The 22,640-nt window shown below is 73.9% G+C and carries 11 protein-coding genes; 8 read left to right on the top strand and 3 right to left on the bottom strand.

Annotated elements, in window-relative coordinates; genetic code table 11:
• The first annotated feature begins 251 nt into the window (after positions 1 to 251).
• From OG842_RS33760 to OG842_RS33730, 7 genes are read left to right on the top strand one after another with little or no spacing between them, the layout of a single operon-like run.
• The gene (locus OG842_RS33760; protein ID WP_266735475.1) at positions 252 to 1,598 is read left to right on the top strand and encodes an MFS transporter; all 1,347 of its coding nucleotides are present in this window, start codon (positions 252 to 254) and stop codon (positions 1,596 to 1,598) included.
• Positions 1,591 to 5,103 carry an amino acid adenylation domain-containing protein gene (locus tag OG842_RS33755; RefSeq protein ID WP_266735477.1) on the top strand — a complete coding sequence of 1,171 codons (3,513 nt, stop codon included), beginning with the start codon at positions 1,591 to 1,593 and terminating at the stop codon, positions 5,101 to 5,103. Before OG842_RS33760 ends, OG842_RS33755 begins: the two co-directional genes overlap by 8 nt.
• The gene (locus tag OG842_RS33750; protein ID WP_266735479.1) at positions 5,088 to 6,143 is read left to right on the top strand and encodes a MupA/Atu3671 family FMN-dependent luciferase-like monooxygenase; all 1,056 of its coding nucleotides are present in this window, start codon (positions 5,088 to 5,090) and stop codon (positions 6,141 to 6,143) included. Before OG842_RS33755 ends, OG842_RS33750 begins: the two co-directional genes overlap by 16 nt.
• On the top strand, positions 6,140 to 10,819 hold the full coding sequence (locus tag OG842_RS33745; RefSeq protein ID WP_266735481.1) for a non-ribosomal peptide synthetase: 4,680 nt from the start codon (positions 6,140 to 6,142) through the stop codon (positions 10,817 to 10,819). The genes OG842_RS33750 and OG842_RS33745 overlap by 4 nt, the downstream gene beginning before the upstream one ends.
• The gene (locus OG842_RS33740) at positions 10,816 to 14,775 is read left to right on the top strand and encodes a non-ribosomal peptide synthetase (RefSeq protein WP_266735482.1); all 3,960 of its coding nucleotides are present in this window, start codon (positions 10,816 to 10,818) and stop codon (positions 14,773 to 14,775) included. The genes OG842_RS33745 and OG842_RS33740 overlap by 4 nt, the downstream gene beginning before the upstream one ends.
• A 5-nt stretch (positions 14,776 to 14,780) precedes the next feature.
• Positions 14,781 to 18,077: a non-ribosomal peptide synthetase gene (locus OG842_RS33735; RefSeq protein ID WP_266735483.1), complete on the top strand. Its 3,297-nt coding sequence runs from the start codon at positions 14,781 to 14,783 to the stop codon at positions 18,075 to 18,077.
• The gene (locus tag OG842_RS33730) at positions 18,074 to 20,122 is read left to right on the top strand and encodes a type I polyketide synthase (protein WP_266735485.1); all 2,049 of its coding nucleotides are present in this window, start codon (positions 18,074 to 18,076) and stop codon (positions 20,120 to 20,122) included. The genes OG842_RS33735 and OG842_RS33730 overlap by 4 nt, the downstream gene beginning before the upstream one ends.
• Positions 20,123 to 20,202: 80 nt before the next feature.
• On the opposite strand, the gene OG842_RS33725 is transcribed toward OG842_RS33730, so the two are convergent.
• The 3 genes from OG842_RS33725 to OG842_RS33715 are packed head-to-tail and all read right to left on the bottom strand — an operon-like array spanning position 20,203 to position 21,757.
• Positions 20,203 to 20,955: a thioesterase II family protein gene (locus OG842_RS33725; RefSeq protein ID WP_266735487.1), complete on the bottom strand. Its 753-nt coding sequence runs from the start codon at positions 20,953 to 20,955 to the stop codon at positions 20,203 to 20,205.
• Between the two features lie 60 nt (positions 20,956 to 21,015).
• Positions 21,016 to 21,504, bottom strand: a complete 489-nt coding sequence (locus OG842_RS33720; RefSeq protein ID WP_266735488.1) for a hypothetical protein — start codon at positions 21,502 to 21,504, stop codon at positions 21,016 to 21,018.
• Between the two features lie 19 nt (positions 21,505 to 21,523).
• Complete coding sequence (locus tag OG842_RS33715) at positions 21,524 to 21,757, bottom strand: hypothetical protein (RefSeq protein ID WP_266735490.1); 234 nt, start codon at positions 21,755 to 21,757, stop codon at positions 21,524 to 21,526.
• 188 nt (positions 21,758 to 21,945) lie between these two features.
• On the opposite strand from OG842_RS33715, the gene OG842_RS33710 reads away from it, so the two are divergent.
• Positions 21,946 to 22,638: a TetR/AcrR family transcriptional regulator gene (locus OG842_RS33710; protein WP_266735491.1), complete on the top strand. Its 693-nt coding sequence runs from the start codon at positions 21,946 to 21,948 to the stop codon at positions 22,636 to 22,638.
• The last annotated feature ends 2 nt before the right edge of the window (positions 22,639 to 22,640 follow it).

Genomic DNA, 22,640 nt, shown 5'->3' with positions numbered 1-22,640 from the left:
GTTCCCGTTTTCTTCCCGTTCCTGCGTTCGCGAAGGGAACGCACCGGTAATCGGCCGCCGCATGATGACCCCGTTCGATTCAGACAGGGATCCGTGGTGATCCGCAAAGGACGCGACATCCTGGGGGATTGAGGCGTGGCAACCACACCGTTCGACGGCTCCGGCGCTGTGTGCCGGATGCCGGTGCACAAGGGATCCGGGTCCTGATGGGCGCCCGGATATCAACGGACATTCCCGGACGTTTCTCGGGAATGGGCCCCTTTCTCCTCGTCTGGTCCGGTCAGGCGGTGTCCCTGGCGGGCAGTGCGGCGGTCCGGTTCGCCTTCATCGTCGAGGTCTGGTCGGCCGGCGGGAACGCGACAGCCGTCACCATCCTGTCGTTGTGCGCCATGCTGCCGCAGGCCGTGTTCAGCCCCATTGCGGGCGCAATCGTCGACCGTATACCCAAGCGCTCCGCGCTCCGGATCGCCGATGCCGGCGGACTCCTCGTCGTGGGCACCCTGGCCCTGCTCCACTACCTCGGCGCCTTCCAGGCCTGGCAGGTCTATCCGGCCACCGTGCTGCTCGGCATCTGTGCCGCCTTCCAGTTCCCGGCCCTGTCCTCGGCCGTTCCCCTCCTGGTCCGCAAGGACCAACTGGACCGCACCAACGGACTGTTGGCCGGTGCGAAGAGTGCCGCCGGGATCGGCGGCCCCGCGCTGGGCGGTCTGCTCGTCGCGCTCTTCGGGATCGGCCCGACGCTCCTGGTCGACCTGGCCAGCTACGCGTTCGCCCTGATCGGCATCCAGATCGTGCGCTTCAACGGCGACCGGGTGACGAAGAATCCCGATGCACCACGCCGGCGGATCACCGCCGATGCCGTCGAAGGGCTGCGCTACCTGTTCCGGGTGCCCAGCCTTCGCGATCTGATCGTCAACTTCTGTGTCGTCAACCTCGTGATGGTCTTCGGTTTCGCCCTCATCTCACCGATGGTGCTGCTGCGGGCCGGCAACGGCGCGCTCGCCGCGGTCAACACCTCGGTCGGCATCGGCGGAGTGGCCGGTGCCCTGCTCATGGCCGCCTGGGGCGGACCGGCGAACCGGGGCCGGGGAATGATGCTCGGCGTGGTCGGCATGTGCCTGTCCGCCCTGGTGGTGATGGGCCTGATGGGGACTGTGACCGGCTGGTGCCTGGCCATCCTGGTCGGTGCCCTGCTCATGACGGTGGTCAACGCCTCGATGCAGACGATCGTGCAGACCAAGGTCCCGCACGAGTGGCAGGGCCGGGTATTCGGCGCGGTGATGTTCCTGTCGCAGATCTCCGTACCCCTGGCGATGGCGGTCTCCGGGCCGCTCGCCGACCACGTCTTCGAACCGATGGCCGCTCGGGGCTCCGGGCTCTTCACCGTGCTCGGTCCGCTCGTCGGCGACGGTCCGGGCAGCGGCATGGCCGCCATGTTGTTCCTGGCCGGCATCGGCGGGACCGCGGTCGCCCTCTGGGGACTCGCCAGCCGCTCGATCAGGGACATCGACACTCTGCTCCCCGACCTCGACGCGCCCAAGGACCCGGTCGGGCAGAGCGAGCGCGTGGGAGGTGAGCGGGATGAGGTGCGTGCATGAATTGTTCGAGGAGCAGGCGGCGCGGACGCCCGGCGCGACGGCGCTGATCGACGGCGGCGAACGGATCGACTACGCCGGACTCGACGACCGGGCCGACCGGTTGGCGGGCCTGCTGGCCGCGCGGGGCATCCGGCCCGGCGACACGGTCGGCGTGTACCTGGAGCGCTCCGCCGCACTCGTCGTGACGGTCCTCGGCATCCTCAAGGCCGGGGCGGGCTACGTGATGCTGGACCCCGGCTTCCCCGCCGAACGGCTGCGCGCGATGGCCGAGGACGCGGGAACCGCCGTGGTCGTCACGGCCCGCGACACCGCGTCCGGGGCGCTCGGCCTGGCCCGGGTGCACATCGAGGACGCCGCCGGGGCGCGGCCGCTGCCGCGCGGCTCCGTCCAGGTCCGGTCCGACGACATCGCCTGCGTGATGTTCACCTCCGGTTCGACCGGACGGCCCAAGGGCATCGCAGCGCCGCACCGGGCGATCGTCGCCACCCTCACCGGGCAGGGCTTCGCGTCCTTCGGCCCCGGCGCGGTCTGGCTCCAGTGCGCACCGCTGTCCTGGGACGCGTTCGCCCTGGAGCTGTGGGGGCCGCTCATGAACGGCGGTACCTGCGTACTGCACCCCGGCCGGCGTCCCGAACCGTTCCTGATGGCCCGGCTCGTCGCCGAGCACGGCATCACCTCCATGTACCTCTCGGCGTCGCTCTTCAACGTCGTCGTCGACGAGTACCCGCAGGTGATGGACGGGTTGCGGGAACTCGTGGTGGGCGGCGAGGCGATGTCGGTGCCGCACGCGGCCCGTGCCCTGGAGCGCCGGCCGGAGCTGCGGCTGAGCAACGGCTACGGCCCCGTCGAGTGCACGGTGTTCCTGACCGTCCACCCGGTGAGCGCCGCCGAGCTCGGCACGGGCCCGGTGCCGATCGGCCGGCCGCTGGCGGGCAAGCGGCTGTACGTCCTCGACGAGGAGCTCCGTCCGGTTCCGGACGGGCAGACCGGTGAGATCTACGCCGCCGGGGCGGGCCTCGCCCGCGACTACTGCGGACGGCCCGCGCTGAGCGCCGAACGGTTCGTCGCCTCCCCGTCCGGTGAACGCGTCTACCGCACCGGTGACCTCGGGCGGCGACGTGCCGACGGCGTCCTGGAATATCTGGGCCGGGCCGACAGCCAGGTGAAGATCCGGGGCTTCCGGGTGGAGCCGGGCGAGGTCGAGAGCGTACTGACCCGGCACCCCGGCATCGACCGGGCCGCCGTCGTCGCCCATGAGCACCCGGCGGGCGACCGCCAGCTCACCGCGTACGTCGTACCGAGCGGCGGCCGACAGGGCTTCCGGGAAGCGGAGTTGCGCGCCTACGCCCGCGATGTGCTGGCCGACTACCTGGTCCCGGCGGTCTTCGTACCGCTGGACGAACTGCCGCTGACCCCCAGCGGCAAGCTGGACCGGGCCGCCCTGCCGGAGCCCGGAACCGCGACGGCGGCCAGCGGCCGGGCGGCGGTGAGCGGCACCGCGGCCACGCTGTGCGAGCTCTTCGCCCAGGTGCTGCACACCGACCGGGTCGGCCCGGACGACGACTTCTTCGCCCTCGGCGGCCACTCCCTGCTGGCCGCCCGGCTGCTGGGCCGGATCCGTACCGCGCTCGGCGCCGAGATCGACATCCGGGGGCTCTTCGAGGCACCCACCCCGGCGCTTCTCGCCCCGTTCGTCGACACCGCTCCCCCGGTGCGCCCCGCGCCGGGTGCCGTGCCCGGCAACGCCTCCGGGACGCTCCCGGTGTCGCACGCGCAGCACCGGCTGTGGTTCCTGGACCGGATCGGGGCCGGTGCCGCGTACAACCTGCCGATGCTGGTCCGGCTGCGGGGTGCGGTCGACGCGGCCGCGCTGGACGACGCGCTGGCCCTGGTCGCCGGGCGTCACGAAGTGCTCCGTACCGTCTTCGAGGAGTCCGACGGCTCCCCCGTACGCCGGGTACTGAGCGGGGCGGCCGCACGGCCTGTGTTCCGGCAGCTGCGGACCGCCGGGGATTCGATGGACCGGGAGATCGAGCGGGAGGCCCGTCACCGCTTCGATCTGCGTACCGAACTCCCGTTGAGGGCGAAGCTGTTCACCTCGCTGGAGCGGCCGGACGAGCACGCGCTGCTGGTGCTGGTCCATCACATCGCCGGGGACGGGTGGTCGCTGCGACCGCTCTTCCGTGATCTGTCCCGCGCCTACGAGGCACGGGTCGACGGCGCGCACGCGGCCGGGCTTCCCCCGCTCTCGGTCCAGTACGCGGAGCACGCCCGTCATCAGCTGGACCGGCTCGGCTCGCCGTCCGATCCGCACGCGCTCGCCGCCCGTCAGCTCACGTACTGGCGCAAGGAACTGGACGGGCTGCCGGCCGACGGCCCGCTGCTGCCCCGCCGCGCCGGGCGCCCCGCCGTGCCCGGTCCGGACGCGCGGGTCGTGGTGCGCCGGCTCGACGCGGCGGCGCACGCCCGGGTGGTGGAGTCGGCCCGCGCCCGGGGCGCCACGCTCTTCATGGCCCTGCACGCCGCGCTGGCCACCGTGCTGGTGCGGGCCGGTGCGGGCGAGGACCTGGCGATCGGCGCCCCGGTGGCCGGACGCGCCGGGGACGCCGGCGTCGAGGACGTGGTCGGGTTCTTCGTCAACATGCTGGTGCTGCGCACCGATCTGTCCGGCGACCCCACCGCGGCCGAGGTGCTCGCCCGGGTGCGGGAGACGGACCTCGCCGCGTTCAGCCATCAGGACGTGCCGTTCGAGGACGTGGTCGGCGAGCTCAATCCGCCGCGGACCCCGGGCCGTCAGCCGTTCACCGATGTGGTCCTGGCGCTCCAGAACAACGCACGGGCCGAGGTCACGCTGCCCGGTGCCGAGCAGGGCGTCGAGGTCGTGCGCACCGGCGCCGCCCGGTTCGAACTCCTGGTGGACGTCACCGACTCCACCTCGGACCGGGGCGCGCCGGACGGGCTGACGCTGACGTTCGAGTACCGCGGGCAGGCGCTGGAGGCGGAGTTCGTCCAGTGGCTCGCGGACGCCCTCCCCGAGGCCCTGGAGGCTGCCGCGGCCGCCCCCGGCACCCCGTTGTCGCGGCTGGGCCTCACCGCACCGCCGCGACGGGCCGGTGAGAGCGACCGGATCGCGGTACCGGTCCGGCGCCGGTCCGCCCCGGAGCGCCCGATGACCGCTCTGGAACAGGAGATCGCCGCCGTGTGGTGCGAGGTCCTCGGTGTGCCGAGCGCCGGCCCGGACGACGACTTCTTCGCCCTCGGCGGCAACTCGCTGCGCGCGGTGCGCGCGGTGGCCCGGCTCGGCACCGGACGGCAGTTGACCGTGGCCCAGCTGTTCGCCGCGCCCACGGTCGCCGCCTTCGCCGTCGAACTGGAACGGGCGGTCGCCCTCCCCGCGCCCGCCGCCGCTTCCCCCATCCCGCGCCGCCCCCGGGTGCCGCGCCGTCCGCAACCCCAGACCCAGACCGGCAGAAAGCAGGAGGAGTGGCAGTGGACCTCAGTGTGATGTTCTTCGGTGCGGACAGCACCACCGCCGGCGGGGCCCGGCACACCGAGACGTACGAGGACATCCTCGCCGTGGCCCGGACCGCCGACCGGCTGGGGTTCCACGCCGTCTGGACCCCCGAGCGCCACTTCCAGCAGGTGGGGCAGGTCTTCCCGAGTCCGCCGGTGCTCAGCGCGGCGCTCGCCGTCGCCACCGAGCGGATCGGGATCCGCGCGGGGAGCGTCGTCCTGCCGCTGCATCACCCGCTGAGCGTGGCGGAGGACTGGGCGGTCGTGGACAACCTCTCGAACGGGCGGGTCGGCCTCTCCGTCGCCACCGGCTGGCACTCCAAGGACTTCACACTGGCCCCCGAGCGTTACGAGGACCGCCGGCGGACCGCCCTGGAGACGATCCCGCGGCTGCGTTCCTTGTGGGCGGGCGAGCCCGCCGAGTACCCCGACGGCACGGGCACCCCGGTCTCCGTCACGCCCCAGCCCCGCCCGGTGCAGGACACCCTGCCGCTGTGGATCACCACGTCCGGCAACCCGGAGACCTGGGAGGCGGCCGGACGGCTGCGCGCCGGAGTGCTCGGCGCGACCGTCGGGCAGAGCCGGGACGAGCTGGCCGAGAAGATCGCCCGCTACCGCACCGCCTGCGCCGAGGCCCCCGACCAGCGGGGCACCGACGCCCACGGGCGCGTCACGCTGATGGCCCACACCTACGTCGGCACCGACGACGCGGAGGTCCGCCGGATGGCGGGCGCCCCCCTCAAGACCTATCTCGCCTCGTACGTGCGCCAGACCGCGGCGAACCGCTCCGCGGACGCCACGACCGCGAGCCTCACCGAGGAACAGACCGCGATGCTCGCCGACTTCGCGTTCGAGCGCTATCTCAGCTGGGGCAGCCTGCTCGGCTCCCCGGGCCACTGCGCCAAGATGCTCGCCGATCTCGCGGAGCTGGGCGTCGACGAGGTCGCCTGCTTCATCGACTTCGGCATCGGACGGGACGACGTACTGGCCGGGCTGCACCGGTTGGCCGAACTGAAAGAGAACCTGCGATGAGCGCCCCCACCGTTTCGCGCACCGTCCCGGTCGCGGCAGCCCCCTCCATGGCCGACCGGTTCGTCGCACTCGGCCGGGAACAGCGGGTCCGTCTGCTGCGCCGCATGCTGGAGGCGGGGCGGGCCCGCGAGATACCCGCCGTCATACCGCCGCGCGACCCGGCCCGCCGGGTGCCGCTCAGCCCCGCGCAGCACGACCTGTGGGTGTACGACTCGCTGTATCCCGGTACCCCCGCGCTCAATCTGTGCGCCGCCTACCACTTCGAGCGGCCCGTCGACCCGGCGCATCTGGAGGCGGCGCTGACGCTGATCCAGCGTCACCACGACATCCTGCGGACCCGGATCGTGACGGACGAGTCGGGCGAACTGCATGTCGAGTTCCCCGACGACGGGCCCTTCGACCTGGAGCGCGAGGATCTGCGGGGCACCGACAGAACGATCGGCGAGGCGTTCGAAACCTTCCGCAGCCGCCCCTTCGACCTCGGTCGGGACAAGCTGATCCGGGCCCGGTTCGTCCGGGTCGACGAGCGGCGTTCCACGCTGATGCTGAGTCTGCACCACACCATCAGCGACTGGTGGTCGTTCGACGTGCTGCAGAACGAGTTCGCGCAGGCGTACGGCGCGCTGCGCGACGGGCTGGAGCCGCCCCTGATCCGCCCGGCCGTGCAGTACGCCGATTTCTCGTCCTGGCAGAGCGAGTTGGCGGAGTCGGGGGTCTTCGCGAGCCGGCTCGACTTCTGGCGGCGCTATCTCGCCGACCCGCCCGGTCCGCTGACCGTGCCGGGCAGCGCCGGCGGCGTCACCGGGGGCGAAGGCATCGCGCAGGTGCCCTTCCACATCGACGCGCCGACCACCGCCGCCGTGCGGGCCCTGGCCCGGGAGCGCGGCGCCTCGGTGTACGTCGTGCTCATGGCCGCGTTCGCCGTCCTGGCGCACCGGGTCAGCGGCGCCGAGGACCTGGTGATCGGCACCCCCATCGCCAACCGCGCGGCCAAGGGGCTCGACCAGGTCATCGGCTATGTCATGAATGCCGTGCCGACCCGCTGGAAGGTGGACGCGGACCGGTCCTTCGCCGATCTGCTCGCCGGGTTCGCGGTCGACTTCCCGGATCTGATGGCCAACGCGGACGTGCCCGTGGGCCGGATCGTGTCGGCCGCCGCGCCCGAGCGCAGCGCGGGCCGGGCACCGCTGTACCAGTGGGTGTTCATGCACCTGACGCAGCAGCCGAGCGTCTCGATGATGAAGGAGTTCGCGGAGCCCGAGCGGATCCACACGGGCGGCGAGCACGACCTGGTCGGCGTGGTGAAGGACAGCGGCGACGGCATGGAGGGCAGCTTCGGGCTGCGCACCGATGTCTTCAGCCCCGCGACGGTGGCCCGTTGGACGCAGTGCTACGTCGAGCTGCTGAAGCGGATCACCGCCGATCCGGCCGCGCTCATCGGGGACATCGACGTGGTGCCGTCGGCCATGCGCGGTGAGCTGCTCGCCGGTTCCGCCGGGCCCGTCGCCCCCGCCGCGGTCCCGCTGCCCGAGCTGGTGACCCGGCTGGCGGCCCGCACACCGGACGCGCCGGCCGTCGAGTCCCCGGGGCACACCCTGAGCTATGCCCAACTGGACGACCGGGTGGCCCGGTTGGCCGGGCAGCTGGTGAGCCGGGGTGCCGGTCCCGGGCGGATCGTGGCCCTGGCCCTCCCCCGCGGCAGCGACTGGCCGGTGGCGGCGCTGGCCGTGCAGCGCGCCGGCGCCGCCTATCTGCCGGTCGACCCCGCCCACCCGGCCGAGCGCATCCGCCGGGTCCTCACCGAGGCCGCGCCGGTGCTCCTGGTCACCGAACCCGGGGCCGCGCCGCTGGACACCGGTCTGCCGACCCTGGTCCTCGACGAGGCCGCCTGGGCCGGGGAGCCGCTGCCGCCGGGCGGTCCGGAACTCCACGACACCGCCCATGTCATCCACACCTCCGGCTCGACCGGCGCCCCCAAGGGCGTCGTGGTCAGCCATACCGGAGTGGCCGCGCTCACCCGGTCCATGGTGGAGGGCATCGCACTGGGCGCGGACAGCCGGGTGCTCCAGCTCGGGCCGCCCTCCTTCGACATCTCCGTCGGCGAACTGTGCCTGGCCTTCGGCTCCGGCGGAACGCTGGTGCTGCCGCCCCGGGGCCCGCTCGTGGGCGAGGAACTCGGGGCGGTGCTGACCGAGCGGCGGATCTCCTGCGCGTTCGTCCCGCCGTCGGTGCTCGCGACCGTGCCGGCCGGATCGCATCCGGATCTGCGCGCCCTCGTCGTCGGCGCGGAGACCTGCCCGCCGGAGCTGGTGGCCCGCTGGGCGGTCGCGGGGCGGCGTTTCCACAACGCGTACGGGCCCACCGAGTCGACCGTCGTCTCCACCGTCTCGGCGCCGCTGGACGCCGATGGAGCGGCGCCGCCGATCGGCACACCGGTGGCGGGCACCATCGCCTACCTCCTCGACGAACGGCTCCGGCCGGTACCTGCCGGGGCGGGCGGTGAGCTGTATCTGGCGGGTGGCGCGCTCGCCCGGGGCTACCTGGGCCGTGCCGCGCTCACCGCCGAGCGGTTCGTCGCCGATCCCTACGGTCCGCCCGGCAGCCGCATGTACCGCACCGGCGACCTCGCCCACCGCGACGACCACGGGAACACGTACTACCTCGGGCGTGACGACGAGCAGGTGAAGCTCCGCGGGCTGCGCATCGAGCCCGGTGAGGTCGCTGCCGCTCTCGCCGAACACCCCACCGTGGAAAGGGCGGTGGCCGTGGTACGGCACGACCGGGGCGATACGGCGCAGCTCGTCGCGTACGTGGTGCCCGTGCCGGGAGAGGCGGTCGACGAGGACGGGCTGCTGCTGCACGCCTCCGGGCGGCTGCCCGCGGCCATGGTCCCGGCCGCCGTGGTGGCGCTGGACGCGCTGCCGTTGTCGTCGCACGGCAAGCTCGACCGGGACGCCCTGCCCGCGCCCGCCGCCCGGACCACGGACACCGTCCGGCTGCCCGGGTCGGCGCGCGAGGAGGTGCTGTGCGGACTCTTCGCGGAGCTGCTGGACGTCGAACAGGCCGGCGTCGACGACGACTTCTTCCGGCTCGGCGGCGACAGCATCATGGCGATCCAGCTCGCCGCGCGGGCCCGGTCGGCCGGTCTGGTGCTCTCGCCGCACGACGTGTTCACCGTACGCACCCCGGCCCGGCTGGCCGTGCTGGCCCGTACGCCCGAGGGCGAGGACACCGAGGCCGAGGACACCGGGACCGGGCGGCTGCCGCTCACCCCGGTGATGCACTGGTGGCGCGAACAGGTCCGGGACACCGCCGCGTTCACCCAGTCCATGCTGTTCCCCCTGGGCTCCGGCACCGGACTCGCGGCGATCGAGGAGGCCGTCTCCGTACTGACCGCGCGGCACGCCGCGCTGCGGATGCGGCTGATGCGCGAGGTCGACACCGGCTGGGAGCTCCAGGTACCCGAGGTGGGCGAGCCGTGCGGTGCGCGGGCCGTCCGGGTGGCGGTGCCCGCGGACGCCGATCTGCACTCCCGGGCGACCGAGCTCGCGCGCACCGTCACCCTGCGCCCCGAGGACGGCGACCTGGTGCGGGCGGTGTGGCTCGACCCCGGCCCGGACCGGTCCGGTGCCCTGCTGCTGACCGTGCACCACCTGGCCGTGGACGGGTTCTCCTGGCGGGTGCTCGGGCAGGAGCTGGCCGCGGCGCTGGACGGCGGACCCGGGAGCGACGCCGCACCCGCGAGGACTGCCTCGTTCACCCGGTGGGCCCGGCTGCTCTCCCAGGAGGCCGGGCTAAGGATCGACGAACTCTCTTGGTGGAAACGGCAGTTGTCGGACGAATCGGCCCGGCTCACCGATGGCCGGGGCACAGGTGGCCGACGGGAGACCCTCACCTTCGATCTGGACCCCGGGCTCACCCGCAGTGTGCTCCTCACCCTGCCGGGCGCCTTCAACTGCCGCCCCGACGCGGTGATGCTGACCGCTCTGACCGCCGCAGCCGTCCAGCGGCGCGGCGCCGGCTCCTCGCTCGTCGTCCATCTGGAGGGCCACGGCCGCGAGGCCGTCTCCACCCCGGTCGACGTGTCCGGCACCGTCGGCTGGTTCACCACGCAGTACCCGGTCCGCCTGGACATCGGTGCGGCGGCGGTGGCGCCCGGCGGCCGGCCGGGAGAGGCCCTGAAGTGCGTCAAGGAGCAACTGCGGGCGGTGCCCGCCGGCGGGCTCGGCTGGGGTCTGCTGCGCTACCTCCACCCGGAGACCGGCCCGGCACTCGCCGCGCTCCCCGCGCCCGATGTCCGCTTCAACTATCTGGGCCGGTTCGCCGGGACCGACGCGGCGGGCGGGCGACTGCTGGAACCCGGCCCGGACGCCGTGCCACTGGCGCACGCCCTGGAGGTGGATGTGCTGGCCCGCGAGGAGAACGGTGAGCCCGTGCTGGAGGCGAGCTTCTCCTACCCGTCCGGGGTGTTCACCGAGGACGAGGTGCTCGCGCTGGCCGGGGCGTGGTCCGAGGCGCTCGGCGTCCTCGCCGACCACTGCGGGCCGGACGGCGCGGCCGCCCACGCCCCGTCCGACTTCCCGCTCGTCGACCTGACCGGGGACCAGCTCGAACTGCTGGCGCAGGAGATGGACTTCGGCGACCTCGACGCCACCGAAGAGGAGGATCAGCGATGAACGCGCGCATCGCGGACGTGCTGCCGCTCTCCCCGCTCCAGGAGGGCCTGCTGTTCCACTCCGCCCGGCAGACCGAGGGCCCGGACCCCTACCTGGTGCAGGCCCGCTTCCTGGTCGGCCCCGCGATCGCCGGGGACACGGTACGGGCCTCGGTATCCGCGCTCCTGAACCGGCATCCGAATCTGCGCGCCTGCTTCCGCCACGAGCGCCTGGACCGGCCGGTCCAGGTCGTGCCGAAGGCGGTCAGGGTGCCGTGGACCGAGGTGGACCTGATGGGTCTCACCCCCGACGAGGCGGCCACGCGGACCGAGGAGGTACTGCGGAAGGACGCGGCGCTCCGCTTCGACGTGGCCCGCCCGCCCCTGGTCCGTGCCACGTTCCTGCGGCACGAAACCGGCGCCGAACTGATCGTGTCCTTCCACCACATCCTGCTGGACGGCTGGTCGATGCCGGTCGTCGAGCGGGACCTCGGCGCCCTCGTGGCGGGCCGGCCGCTGCCGCCGGCCGCGCCCTACCGGGACTACCTGGTGTGGCTGGGCGGTCAGGACCGGCAGAAGGCCGAAGCCGCGTGGTGCGAGTCGCTGGAGGGCCTGGGACGGCCCGCGCTGCTGGCCCCGGCCGGACCGGACACGGCGCCCGACCGTTCGCGGATGTGGCTGACCACCGGCCTCACCGAGCGGCTGGTCCGGCGGGCCGCCGAGGCGGGCGTCACCCTCAACACCCTGGTGCAGGTCTCCTGGGCGCTGGTCCTGGCCCGGCTGACCGGCTCCCGCGACCTGGTCTTCGGCGCGGTCGTCTCCGGTCGCCCGCACGACCTGCCGGGTGTCGAGTCCATGGTGGGCCTGTTCATCAACACCCTGCCGGTACGGGTCCGGCTGCGGGACGGCGAGCGGGTGGACGAGCTGCTCCGCCGGATCCAGGACGAGCAGTCCCGGCTGCTGGAACACCACCACGCCCGCGCCGCCGAGGTGCAGCGCGCCGTGGGGGCCGGTGAGCTCTTCGACTCGATCATCGCCTTCGAGAACTTCCCGCGCGGTTCCGGGAGCGACGACGGTCCCGGTGCCGTCCGCCTGGTGAGCGTGAACGACGCGACGCACTACCCGGTCACTATCGCGGCGGTCGCCGAGGACCGGCTGCTGCTGTCGGTGAGCTGCCGCCGCGGCATCCCGGCGGCCGCCGTCACCGAGCGCCTCGCGCACGTGCTGGAGCAGCTGGCCGGCTCGCCGCGGACCCCGGTGGCGGACATCGACGCCCTGCCCGTGGCGGAGCGGCACCACCTGCTGGCCCTGGCCGACGGCCCGGCCCGCAAACCCGCCGGACCCGCCACGCTGACCGCGCGGTTCGCCGACCGGGTGGCCCGCACCCCGGACGCACCGGCTGTCGACACCGAGGGCGAGACGCTCAGCTACGCCGGGCTCGACGCCGCTTCGGACCGGCTGGCCGGCCGCCTGGTCCGGGCCGGGGTGGCGCCCGGAGACACCGTGGCCCTGCTGCTGCCCCGCTCGGCGTCCCTGGTCGTGGCCCAGCTCGCGGTCCTCAAGGCGGGCGCCTGCTGGCTCCCGCTGGATCCGGCACACCCGACGGAGCGGCTGGCCCGGCTGATGGCGGCGGCGGGACCCGCCCTGGTCCTCACCGAGGGGACGGCCCCGGCCGCCGCCCGGCTGCCCGCCGGTGTCGCGGTGCTGGACATCACCGAGGCGTCCGCCCCCGCGCCCTTCGACCGGGTCGACAACCAGCCCGGGGCCGCCGCCTGCGCGATCTACACCTCCGGCTCCACCGGAGAGCCCAAGGGGGTGGTCGTCCCGCACCGGGCGATCACCGAACTCGCCGCCGACGGCCGCTTCGCGGGCGGTGCCCACGACCGGGTGCTGCTGCACAACCCGTACACGTTCGACGCCTCGACCTACGAGGTGTGGGTCCCGCTCCTGAACGGCGGGACCGTGGTCGTGGCCCCCGCCGAGGCGGTCACCCCCGAACTGCTGGAGCGGGTGGTACGGGAACGGCGGGTCACCGCGCTCATGCTCACCCCCGAACTGCTGCGCACCGTCGCGGAGATCGCGCCCGGCGCGCTGTCCGGACTCCGCGAGGTGTGGTCCGGCGGCGACGTCCTGGCGCCCGGCACCGTGCTCCGGATCCAGGAGCACTGCCCGGACACGGTGGTCGTCAACGGCTACGGCCCCACCGAGACGACGGTGTTCGCCACCGCGCACACGGCCGCCGGCCGGTCCGCGGACCGGCCGGGGCCCGTCCCCATCGGGCGCCCCCTGGACAACACCCGCGCCCATGTCCTGGACGCCCGGCTGCGCCCCGTCCCGGTGGGCTCCACCGGTGAGCTCTACATCGGCGGCAGCGGTCTCGCCCAGGGTTATCTCGGCCGGCCGGCCGCCACCGCGGAGCGGTTCGTCGCCGATCCGTACGGGCCGCCCGGCAGCCGCATGTACCGCACCGGGGACCTGGCCCGCTGGACGGCGGACGGTGTCCTGGAGTTCGCGGGCCGGGCCGACGACCAGGTCAAGGTGCGCGGCTTCCGGGTGGAGCCCGCCGAGGTCGAGGCCGCGCTGGCGGGCTGCCCCGGCGTGGCGCGGGCCGTGGTCGGCGCCCGGCGGGACGCGGCGGGCGGCAAGCTGCTGGCCGCCTGGCTGGTGCCGGCAGGGGACGGGGGCGGGGAGGAGCAGTGGCAGCGGACCCTCTCCGGGGTGCGGGCCCATGCCGCCCGGCAGCTGCCCGCGCACCTGGTGCCGTCCCTGTGGGCCCGGATCGACGAGGTGCCGCTCACCCGCCACGGCAAGGCGGACCGGGCCGCACTCCCCGACCCCGGCCCCACCGGGGAACCGGTGGCCCACCGGGCGCCGCGCACCCCGCGCGAGCGGGAGCTGTGCGCCCTGTTCGGCACGGTGCTCGGGGTCCCCGTGGTCGGGCCCGACACCGACTTCTTCCAGGCGGGCGGCCATTCGCTGACCGCGCTGCGCCTGAAGTCGAAGATCGAGACGGTGCTCGGCGTACGGATCCCGGTGTCCGCCCTGTTCGACGCGCCGACCCCGGCCGGTCTCGCCGCCCGGCTCGACGCGCCGCAGTCCGCCGACGGCCCCGCCGCGCGGACACCGCTGCGCCGCACCCGCGAACGCCCCGGGTCCGCGACCGCGCCGGACGGGCCGCACCACAGCAGCCTGGAGCATGTGCTCACCCTGCGGACCGGCGGCGACCGCACCCCGCTGATCTGCGTGCACCCGGGGCTCGGGCTCAGCTGGTCGTACATGAACCTGCTGCCGCACCTCGCTCCGGACCGCCCGGTGCACACCCTTCAGAGCCCGGCGCTGCTGACCGGTGCCGATCGACTCCCGTCCACGATGGGTGAGATGGCGGATCTCTATCTGCGCAGCGTGCGTGAGCTCCGGCCGCACGGACCGTACCTGCTGCTCGGCCGGTCCTTCGGCGGTCCGCTCGTCCACGAACTCGCGGTGCGGCTGCGCCGGGCCGGCGAGGAGGTCCGGATGCTCGCCGTGGTGGACGCCATGCCGATGCCGGAAGGGATCAGGGGCACACCGCTGGACCCGGCCGCCGTCGAGGACGAGATGCTGCGCATCCTGCACCGCTCCCATGCGCCGGAACTGCCGTTGCCGAACGGCCCGTTGCAGCGCTCCACATTGTTCGCCCAGGCCCGCGCGGACACCTTCGACGGTCTCTCCCGGGCGCAGCTCCACACCCTCGTCGACGCCGGGATTCATCACACCCGGCTCGTACGGGACTGGCACCCGTCCCACTACGACGGGGCGACGACGCTCTTCTCCGCGACGCACGACGACTGGCCTACGACGGCCGAGAAGACCGAGGCCTGGCAGCGCGTGACCGCCGCGCTCGATGTGCACGAACTGGACTGCGGTCACAGCGACGTACTCACTCCGGGCCCGGCGGCCGAGATCGCCGCGGTCCTCGAAACCGCCCTCCGAGGGGACTGAGAACCATGACCGTCGACGCCGTCGAGCTCATCGACCTCTACGCCGGGGAGGGCTGCGGGGACGAGGAGTACGAGTTCCCCGCCTCCGACGCCCAGAGCCGCCTGCTCGTCCTCGACCAGCTGAATCCGGGCTCCGCCCAGTACAACGTGCCGGTCGCCTTCGCGGTGCACGGCCCCTTCGACACCGACGCGTTCGGCCGCGCGCTGGACGCGCTGGTCGCCCGCCACGAGGCGCTGCGGACCGTGTTCCGGACCGCCGACGACGGCACCCCGGCGCAGCGCGTCTCGGCCCTCGGGCGGGTGCGGCTCACCGTCCGGCGGGACGTGCCGGCCGCCGACGCCGAGGCCCTGGTGCGCGCCGAGGCCGCCCTCCCCTTCGACACCGCCGCGGGTCCGCTGCTGCGCTGCACCGTGTACGCCGTGGCGGACGGCAGCCACCGGGTGCTCCTCGTCGCCCATCATCTGGTCTGCGACGGCTGGTCGCTCGGGCTGATCCTGGACGAACTGTCCGAGGGGTACCGGCACGAGGCCCAGGGGCTGACGTACCGGCCGGCCGAACTCCCGCTCCAGTTCCCCGACTACGCGGCCTGGCAGCGGGAGCGCGCCGCGGACGGCGCGTTCGAGGCGTCCGTGGAGCACTGGACCGACCGGCTGCGCGGCGCGCCCACCACCATGGAGCTGCCGCTGGACCGCCCGCGCCCGCCGGTCCGCACGGCCGCGGGCGGCACCGAGCGCTTCCTGCTCGGCGCCGAGGTCAGGGAGCGGCTGGCCGAGGTGGCCGCGGCCTCGGGCGCCACCCCGTTCATGACGATGTTCGCCGCGTACGCCGCGTTCCTCTCCCGGCTCACGGGCGGCGAGGACCTGGTCGTCGGCTATCCGTCGTCGGGGCGCGAGCGGCCCGAACTCCAGAAGATGGTCGGGATGCTGACCAACACCCTGGCGATGCGGGTGGACCTGTCCGGCGACCCGTCGCTCGACGAGCTCACCCGCCGCGTCCGGGCCTCGATGATGGCGGCACAGCCCTTCCAGGACGCTCCGTTCGAGGCGGTGGTCGACACCCTTGCCCCGGTCCGTGAGACCAGCCACGACCCGGTGGTGCAGGTGGCGCTCAGCTACGAGGACGAGGCCGCATCGGAACTGCGGCTGACCGGCGCCACCACCGAACGGCTGGCGCTGACGCTGGACACCGCGAAGTTCGACTTCCACCTGTTCGTGGAGCGGTGGGGCGCCGGACTCGCCGCCCAGTTCATCTACCGCAGCGAGCTGTTCGACGCCGCGACGGTCCACCGCTGGACGGAGAACTTCCGCACACTGCTGGCCGGTCTCCTCGCGGACCCGTCCGCACCGTTGTCCTGCGTGGAGCTGGTGCCGGCCGACGAGCGCCGCCGCACCATCGCCGGCGCGGACCGCCTCGCCGAGGCGGCGCCGCTGGACCGCCTGGTGCCCGACCTGATCGCCGACCGGGCGGCCGAACGCCCCGATGCCACCGCCCTGGTCTGCGGCGACCTCCGCCTCAGCTACGCCGAACTGCTCTCCCGGGCCGACGCGCTGGCCGCCCGGCTGCGCGCCGCCGGGGTACGGCCCGGCTTCCGGGTCGGTCTGCTCCTGCCCCGCTCGGCCGACCAGGGCATCGCGGCGCTCGCCGTGCTGCGCGCGGGCGGCGCGTACGTACCGCTGGACCAGGCCCACCCGGAGGCCAGGCTCCGGCACATGGTGGACAGTTCGGGCACCGGGCTCCTGCTGACCTCGCGGGAGACCGCCGAGAAAGCGACGGGCCTGGAGGTGCCGTGCATCCGGGTCGACCGGCCGGCCGTCACGGACCCCGTCGTACCGGGTGCCGTCACGACCGGCGGGACACCGGCCCCCGAGGACCTCGCCTACGTCCTGTTCACCTCGGGCTCCACCGGCGTCCCCAAGGGCGTCGCCATCGAGCACCGGGCGCTGATCAACCTCACCCGGGCGGTCCGGCACTCCTTCCCGGTGAACGCCGACGACCGGGTGCTGCAGTTCGTCTCGTTCGGTTTCGACGTCGCCGTCTCCGACCTCTTCTTCCCCTGGGTGGCCGGCGCGGAGCTGCACATCCCGGGCGAGGACGAGCGGATCGGCGAGGCCCTCCTGGACCGGCTGCGGGACTCCCGCATCACCTATGTGTTCCTGCCGCCGTCCGCCGCGATGCTGCTGCCCGACCTGACCGGGCAGCTGCCCGAGCTGCGTACCGTCGCGGTCGGCGGCGAGGCGTGCCCGGCCGAGCTGGTCGAGCGGCTCAGCGCGCCCGGACGGCGGATCGTGAACGCGTACGGCCCCAGCGAGGTGACCGTCTACGCGACCACCGGGGACCTCTTGCCCGGTGAGCCCGTGGTGCTCGGCGGCACCGTGCCCGGGGCCCGGGTCTATGTGCTCGACGAGCGGCTCCGGCCGGTCCCCGCCGGGGTCGCCGGTGAGATCTACGTGGCCGGTGCCTCGCTGGGACGCGGCTACATCGGCCGGCCCTCCCTGACCGCCGAACGGTTCGTCGCCGACCCGCACGGCGCACCGGGCACTCGCATGTACCGCACCGGCGACCTCGGCCGGATCGACGCGCGGGGGCTCATCCACTACCTCGGGCGCTCCGACCTCCAGGTCAAGCTGCGCGGCGTACGCATCGAACTCGGCGAGATCGAGACCCTGCTGGCCGGTGCGCCGGGCGTCGCCCTGGCGGCGGCCACCGTCCGAGGCACGGGCACCGCTCAGCGACTGGTGGCGTACGTGGTGGGCCGGGACGGGGCGGCGCCACCGGACGCGGAGCTGCGCGCCCATCTCGCCCGGCGGCTGCCGGGGTCCATGGTGCCCGAGGTGTTCGTGCGGCTGGACGAGATGCCGCTCAGCAGCAACGGCAAGATCGACCGGGCCCGGCTGCCGGAACCCGCCACCGTGCGGTGCCGGCCGGACGGCTCGACCACCGTCGCGGGGACACCGACCGAGCAGCTGGTGGCCGGCCTGTGGGCCCGGGTGCTCAATCTCGAACTCGTCGCCGTCACCGACCACTTCTTCGACCTGGGCGGCAACTCGATCCGGCTGCTGAGCGTCCTGTCCGCCCTGCGCGAGATGGGTACGTACGGCGAACTCGGCCTGGTCGACCTGTTCCGTCACCCCACCGTCAGCGCCCTGGCCGCCCACCTGGACCGGGCGGCCCTCGGGGCCGCCGCCGGGGCTCCGGCCACCGGCACTCCCGCCGACACGGCCGCCGCGCGCGGCGGTGACCGGCACGCACGACGCACCGCCGCCGCCCGACGACTCAGCTACCGGAAAGGCTCCACACGATGACCGAGAACGCAAGCGCCGCCGAGCCCCTCGCAGCCGACTCCGCGATCGCGGTCGTCGGGATGAGCGGCCGCTTCCCCGGCGCCCCCGACCTGGAAACCTACTGGGCGAACCTGCTCGGCGGACGCTGCTCGGTGACCGACTTCACCGAGGAGGAGCTGATCGCCGACGGCGCCGACCCGCAGGAGGTGCGCGGCCGCGACCACATACCGGCCAAGGGCCATCTCGCGGACGCGGACCGCTTCGACGCGGAGCTGTTCGGCTTCAACCGCACCGAGGCCGCGGCCCTGGACCCCCAGCACCGGCTGCTCCTGCAGACGGCCTGGTCCGCGCTGGAGGACGCCGGCCGCAGCCCGCTGGGCGGCCAGGCCCGTACCGGCGTGTACGTCGGCGGCGGCCCCACCGAGCACATGCTGGCCGCGCAGACCGACCCGCGGCTCGCCGCGTCCCTCGGGGCGCTCCAGGTACGGATCCTCACCGACCGCGAGTTCCTCGCCCCGTGGATCTCCTACCGGCTGGGCCTGGAGGGCCCGAGCCTGACGGTGCAGACGGCCTGCTCGACCTCGCTGACGGCGGTGCACCTCGCGGTGCAGTCCCTGCTGCTCGGCGAGTGCGACACGGCGCTGGCCGGGGGCGTCGCCGTGGACACGGTGCGCAAGCGGGGCTACGTCCACCAGCAGGGCGGCATCTACTCGCCGGACGGCCGCTGCCGGCCCTTCGACGAGCGGGCCGGCGGGACCGTGCCCGGCAACGGGGTGGGCGTGGTGGTGCTGCGCCGGCTGTCCGACGCACTCGCCGACAACGACCCGGTCAGGGCGGTCATCCGGGGCAGCGCCGTCACCAACGACGGGGCCACCAAGGTCGGGTTCACGGCGCCCGGCGTCGACCAGCAGACCGCCGCGATCGTGGAGGCCTGGGCGGCGGCCGGCCTCGACCCGGCCGATGCCCAGTACCTGGAGGCGCACGGCACGGCCACCGCGCTCGGAGACCGCATCGAGGCGGCGGCGGCCACCGCCGCGTTCAAGGGGGCGCTCGGCACCGGGCGGATCGGCATCGGCTCGGTGAAGTCGAACATCGGTCACCTGGACGCGGCGGCGGGCGTGGCCGCGCTGATCAAATCGGTGCTCATGCTGGAGCACGCGACGCTGGTGCCGAACGCCGACGCCGGCCGCCCGCACCCCGAACTGGGCTTCGACGACTCACCGTTCCACCTGATCGGGCGGGCGACCGACTGGCCGGAGCCCGAGCACGGTCCCCGGCGGTCCGGGGTGAGCTCGGTCGGCATCGGCGGCACCAACGTGCACGTGGTCCTGGAGGAGGCGCCCCGGCGTATCGAGGCGGGCCGGCCGGAGGCCGGGGGCGCGCCGGAGGTCCTGCTGCTGTCGGCCCGTACCCGGGAGGGCCTCGCCGCGGTGGCCGGCCGGCTGGCCGGGGCGCTGCGGGCCCCGGGCGCCGCGTCCCTCGCCGACACCGCGCACACGCTCCGCGTGGGCCGTGCCCCGCTGGCCGTGCGCGGCTATGTGCGGGCCGGGAACCGGGCGGAGGCGGCGGAGCTGCTCACCGAGCTGGCCTCGGGCGGTGAGGTGGGACTCGGCGGGCCCGACCCGCTCGGCGAGGCATGGCTGGCGGGTGAGCAGGTGGTACGGGAGGGGGCCGGCCGACGGGTCGCGCTGCCGACGTATCCCTTCGCCGGTGAGAGCCACGGCGCTTACCGCCTCGTACCCGTCGCGCCGCCCGCACCGGGCGGGGAGCAGCCGGAGCCGGGCGGCCGCTCCGCCGACCTGGAGCGGGACGTCCGCGCGCTGATCGCCGAGGCGCTGGGACTGGAGGACGCCGACGACCCGGAGATGACGTACTTCGCGGCCGGCGGCGACTCCCTGACCGCCGTCCACCTGGTCGGCTGCCTCCGGGACGACTTCGACCTCGATGTCCCGATCACGCTGTTCCTGGAGCAGCTGACGCTGCACGAGATGGCCCGCCGGATCGTCGCGGCGCGGGACGGCGACGACTCCCTCGACGCCCTGCTCTCGGAGTTCGAGGCGGAGTGAGTTGACGCAGTACAGGGCTTGGGCCCCGACCCTCCGGCGGTTTCCGGGGGCGGGGCCCAAGCCCTGTACCTCGTGCGGTGTCAGACGCCCGTACGCACCGTTCGTCCGGGCACGTGCGCGGCGATGAGATCCGCGACGCGGGGCAGGTGGTCGCCCAGGAAGAAGTGCCCGCCGGGCAGTACGTGCCGCTCGAAGGGCCCTACGGTCTCCCGCTCCCACACCTGTACGGCGTCGACGTCGACCCGGGGGTCGTTGTCGCCGGTCAGCGCGACGACGGGGCAGCGCAGCGGCGGCCCGGGAACGTGGACGCGCCGGGACAGCATGGCGTAGTCGGCGCGCAGCGGCGGCAGTGCGAGTTCGAGGATCTCCGGTTGGGCCAGCAGCTCCTCGTCCGTACCGGACAGCAGCCGCATCTCCCGGATCAGGTCGTCGTCGCCGGGCTGTTCGGGCAGCCGCACGCGCCGCGGCAGCGACGGGGCCTCGCTGCCCGAGACGAACAGCGCCGCGGGCTCCCGCCCCACCGCCGCGAGGCGCCGTGCGGTCTCGTACGCCAGGAGCGCGCCCATGCTGTGGCCGAACAGAATCAGCGGCCGGCCGCCGCTCGCGGGGAGCGAGGCCAGTACCGCGTGCACGACATCGCCGAACCGTTCGGCGAACGGTTCGGCGATGCGGTCGTGCCGCCCGGGGTACTGCACGACCAGTGCTTCCGCGACCCCCGCGACCTGCGTCGACAGCGGGACATAGGCACTGGCCGCACCACCTGCGTGCGGGAAGCACAGCAACTGTGCCGCGGCGTCGGGGGCCGGGCGGAAACACCGTGTCCAGTTGTCCACGACATCCCTTCTCTCATGTTCTCGGTCCGGCCACGGGCCGGCTCCGTGAACGGTATCGGCTCATTGTGCGGCGGCGATCCAGTTCTCCAGTTGTTCACGGGTGGTCGCCGGGTCCGCGACGAGAACGGCGAGTTCGTCGTCGCGGGGTTCCAGTGTCGTCAGGGCCGGACAGCGGTGGCAGGCCTCGACACCGACCTGGTTCCACCACTTGCAGTGCGGGCGGAGGTGGCACCGCGGCACCGCGGCCGGACCGGGCTCGGCCGGTACGGTCGTGATGCGTTCGATCAGCCCGCAGGCCTCGCCGACCCGGTTCGCGCAGTCCGACACGCAGTGCGAGGCGAACCGGAGCACCCGGTTGGGGGCGATCCCCTCCGGGATGCTGCCGAGAACATCGGCGGCGGGTACGGGTTCGGCCAGGTAGGCGACCTGGTCGTGCTCCCCGGACCGCACGCCGAGAACAACGCTCTCCGGGCGGCTCGCATCGCCGCTCGGACACCATCTGAGGGGGCTTTCCCGCCCGTCCCGGGCAAGGTCCGCAGTGCTGTCCACGGTGCTCACCTCCGATTCGTCAGCAGGAACGCAGGCTGGTCGGGTTGATCACTATGCCGCCGATGACGCCGTCGGTGACGGCGCCCTTCTGCTGCTCGGCCGCGACCGCCTGCGCGATGCTTCTGGCGAGCTGCTCCTGGCTGGTGATCCGCTCCGGACGCTCGGCGGCGGCAGCACCGGTGGTGCCGCCCACCGTGACGAGACCGGCAACGAGGGCTGCGGCGGCGGCCGCGGTACGCATGCTGTTGTTCATCCCTGTCCTCCATGGCATCGGTGATGGCTTGCAGGAACCGACGCTAGGGTCCGCGGCCCGCCGCGATCGGCAGTTGCTGCGGCGGCTCGGAGGCTTGTTGCACGGACTCCGGGGCCTGTTTTGCGGCCTGCGGGCACCGGTCCACCCGCTGGTTGCCCATTGGTCGCGGCGTCAATAGCATCGCCGGTATGTCGTCAAGCCCTCAGCGGAAGCGGATCCGGAAGTCCCCGTCGGACCGGCGTGCGGAAATCGTCGACGCGGCGGCGACCGTCGCCCTGACCGAAGGGCTGGAGTGCATCACGCTGCGCCGGATCGGCGAGCAGCTCGGCGTACGCCCCGGTCTCATCAGCCACTATTTCCCGGCGGTCGAGGACCTCGTGGCCGAGGCGTTCGGCACCGCCGCCCATGCCGAACTGAACACACTGCTCCCGGCGGAGCCGGAAGCGGAGTCGCCCACGGACCGGCTCGCCCGCTTCTTCGCGCTCGCGACGGGCGCCGCGTACGACGACATCAGCCGGCTGTGGATCAACGCCCGGCACCTCAGCCGCTACCGCCCCGCGCTCCGCGACCGGGTCGGCCACCAGGAGACGCTGTGGCGGGGCCGTCTGGAGGACCTCGTCCGTGACGGCGTCCGCTGCGGCGAGTTCCGCACCGCCGACCCATATGTGACGACGATTCAGATCCTGGTCGTCATCGACGGCCTCGGCGCCCACGCCAATACCGAAGCCGCCGACCGCCCCGAGGCGGTCAAGCGGATGGCCGTCAGCACGGCCGAACGCGAACTCGGCCTGGAGGACGGCACGCTCACCAGGCGCAGCGCCGCGCTCGACGCCGAGCGCGACGCCCCCGGACCCGACCGAGGGGTCAGAGGCGGCTCGTAGAG

It is taken from the genome of Streptomyces sp. NBC_00376 (assembly GCF_036077095.1).
Lineage (GTDB): Bacteria > Actinomycetota > Actinomycetes > Streptomycetales > Streptomycetaceae > Streptomyces.
The sequence above is the reverse complement of the archived record's forward strand: the minus strand, read 5'-3'. Positions and strand labels throughout refer to the sequence as shown.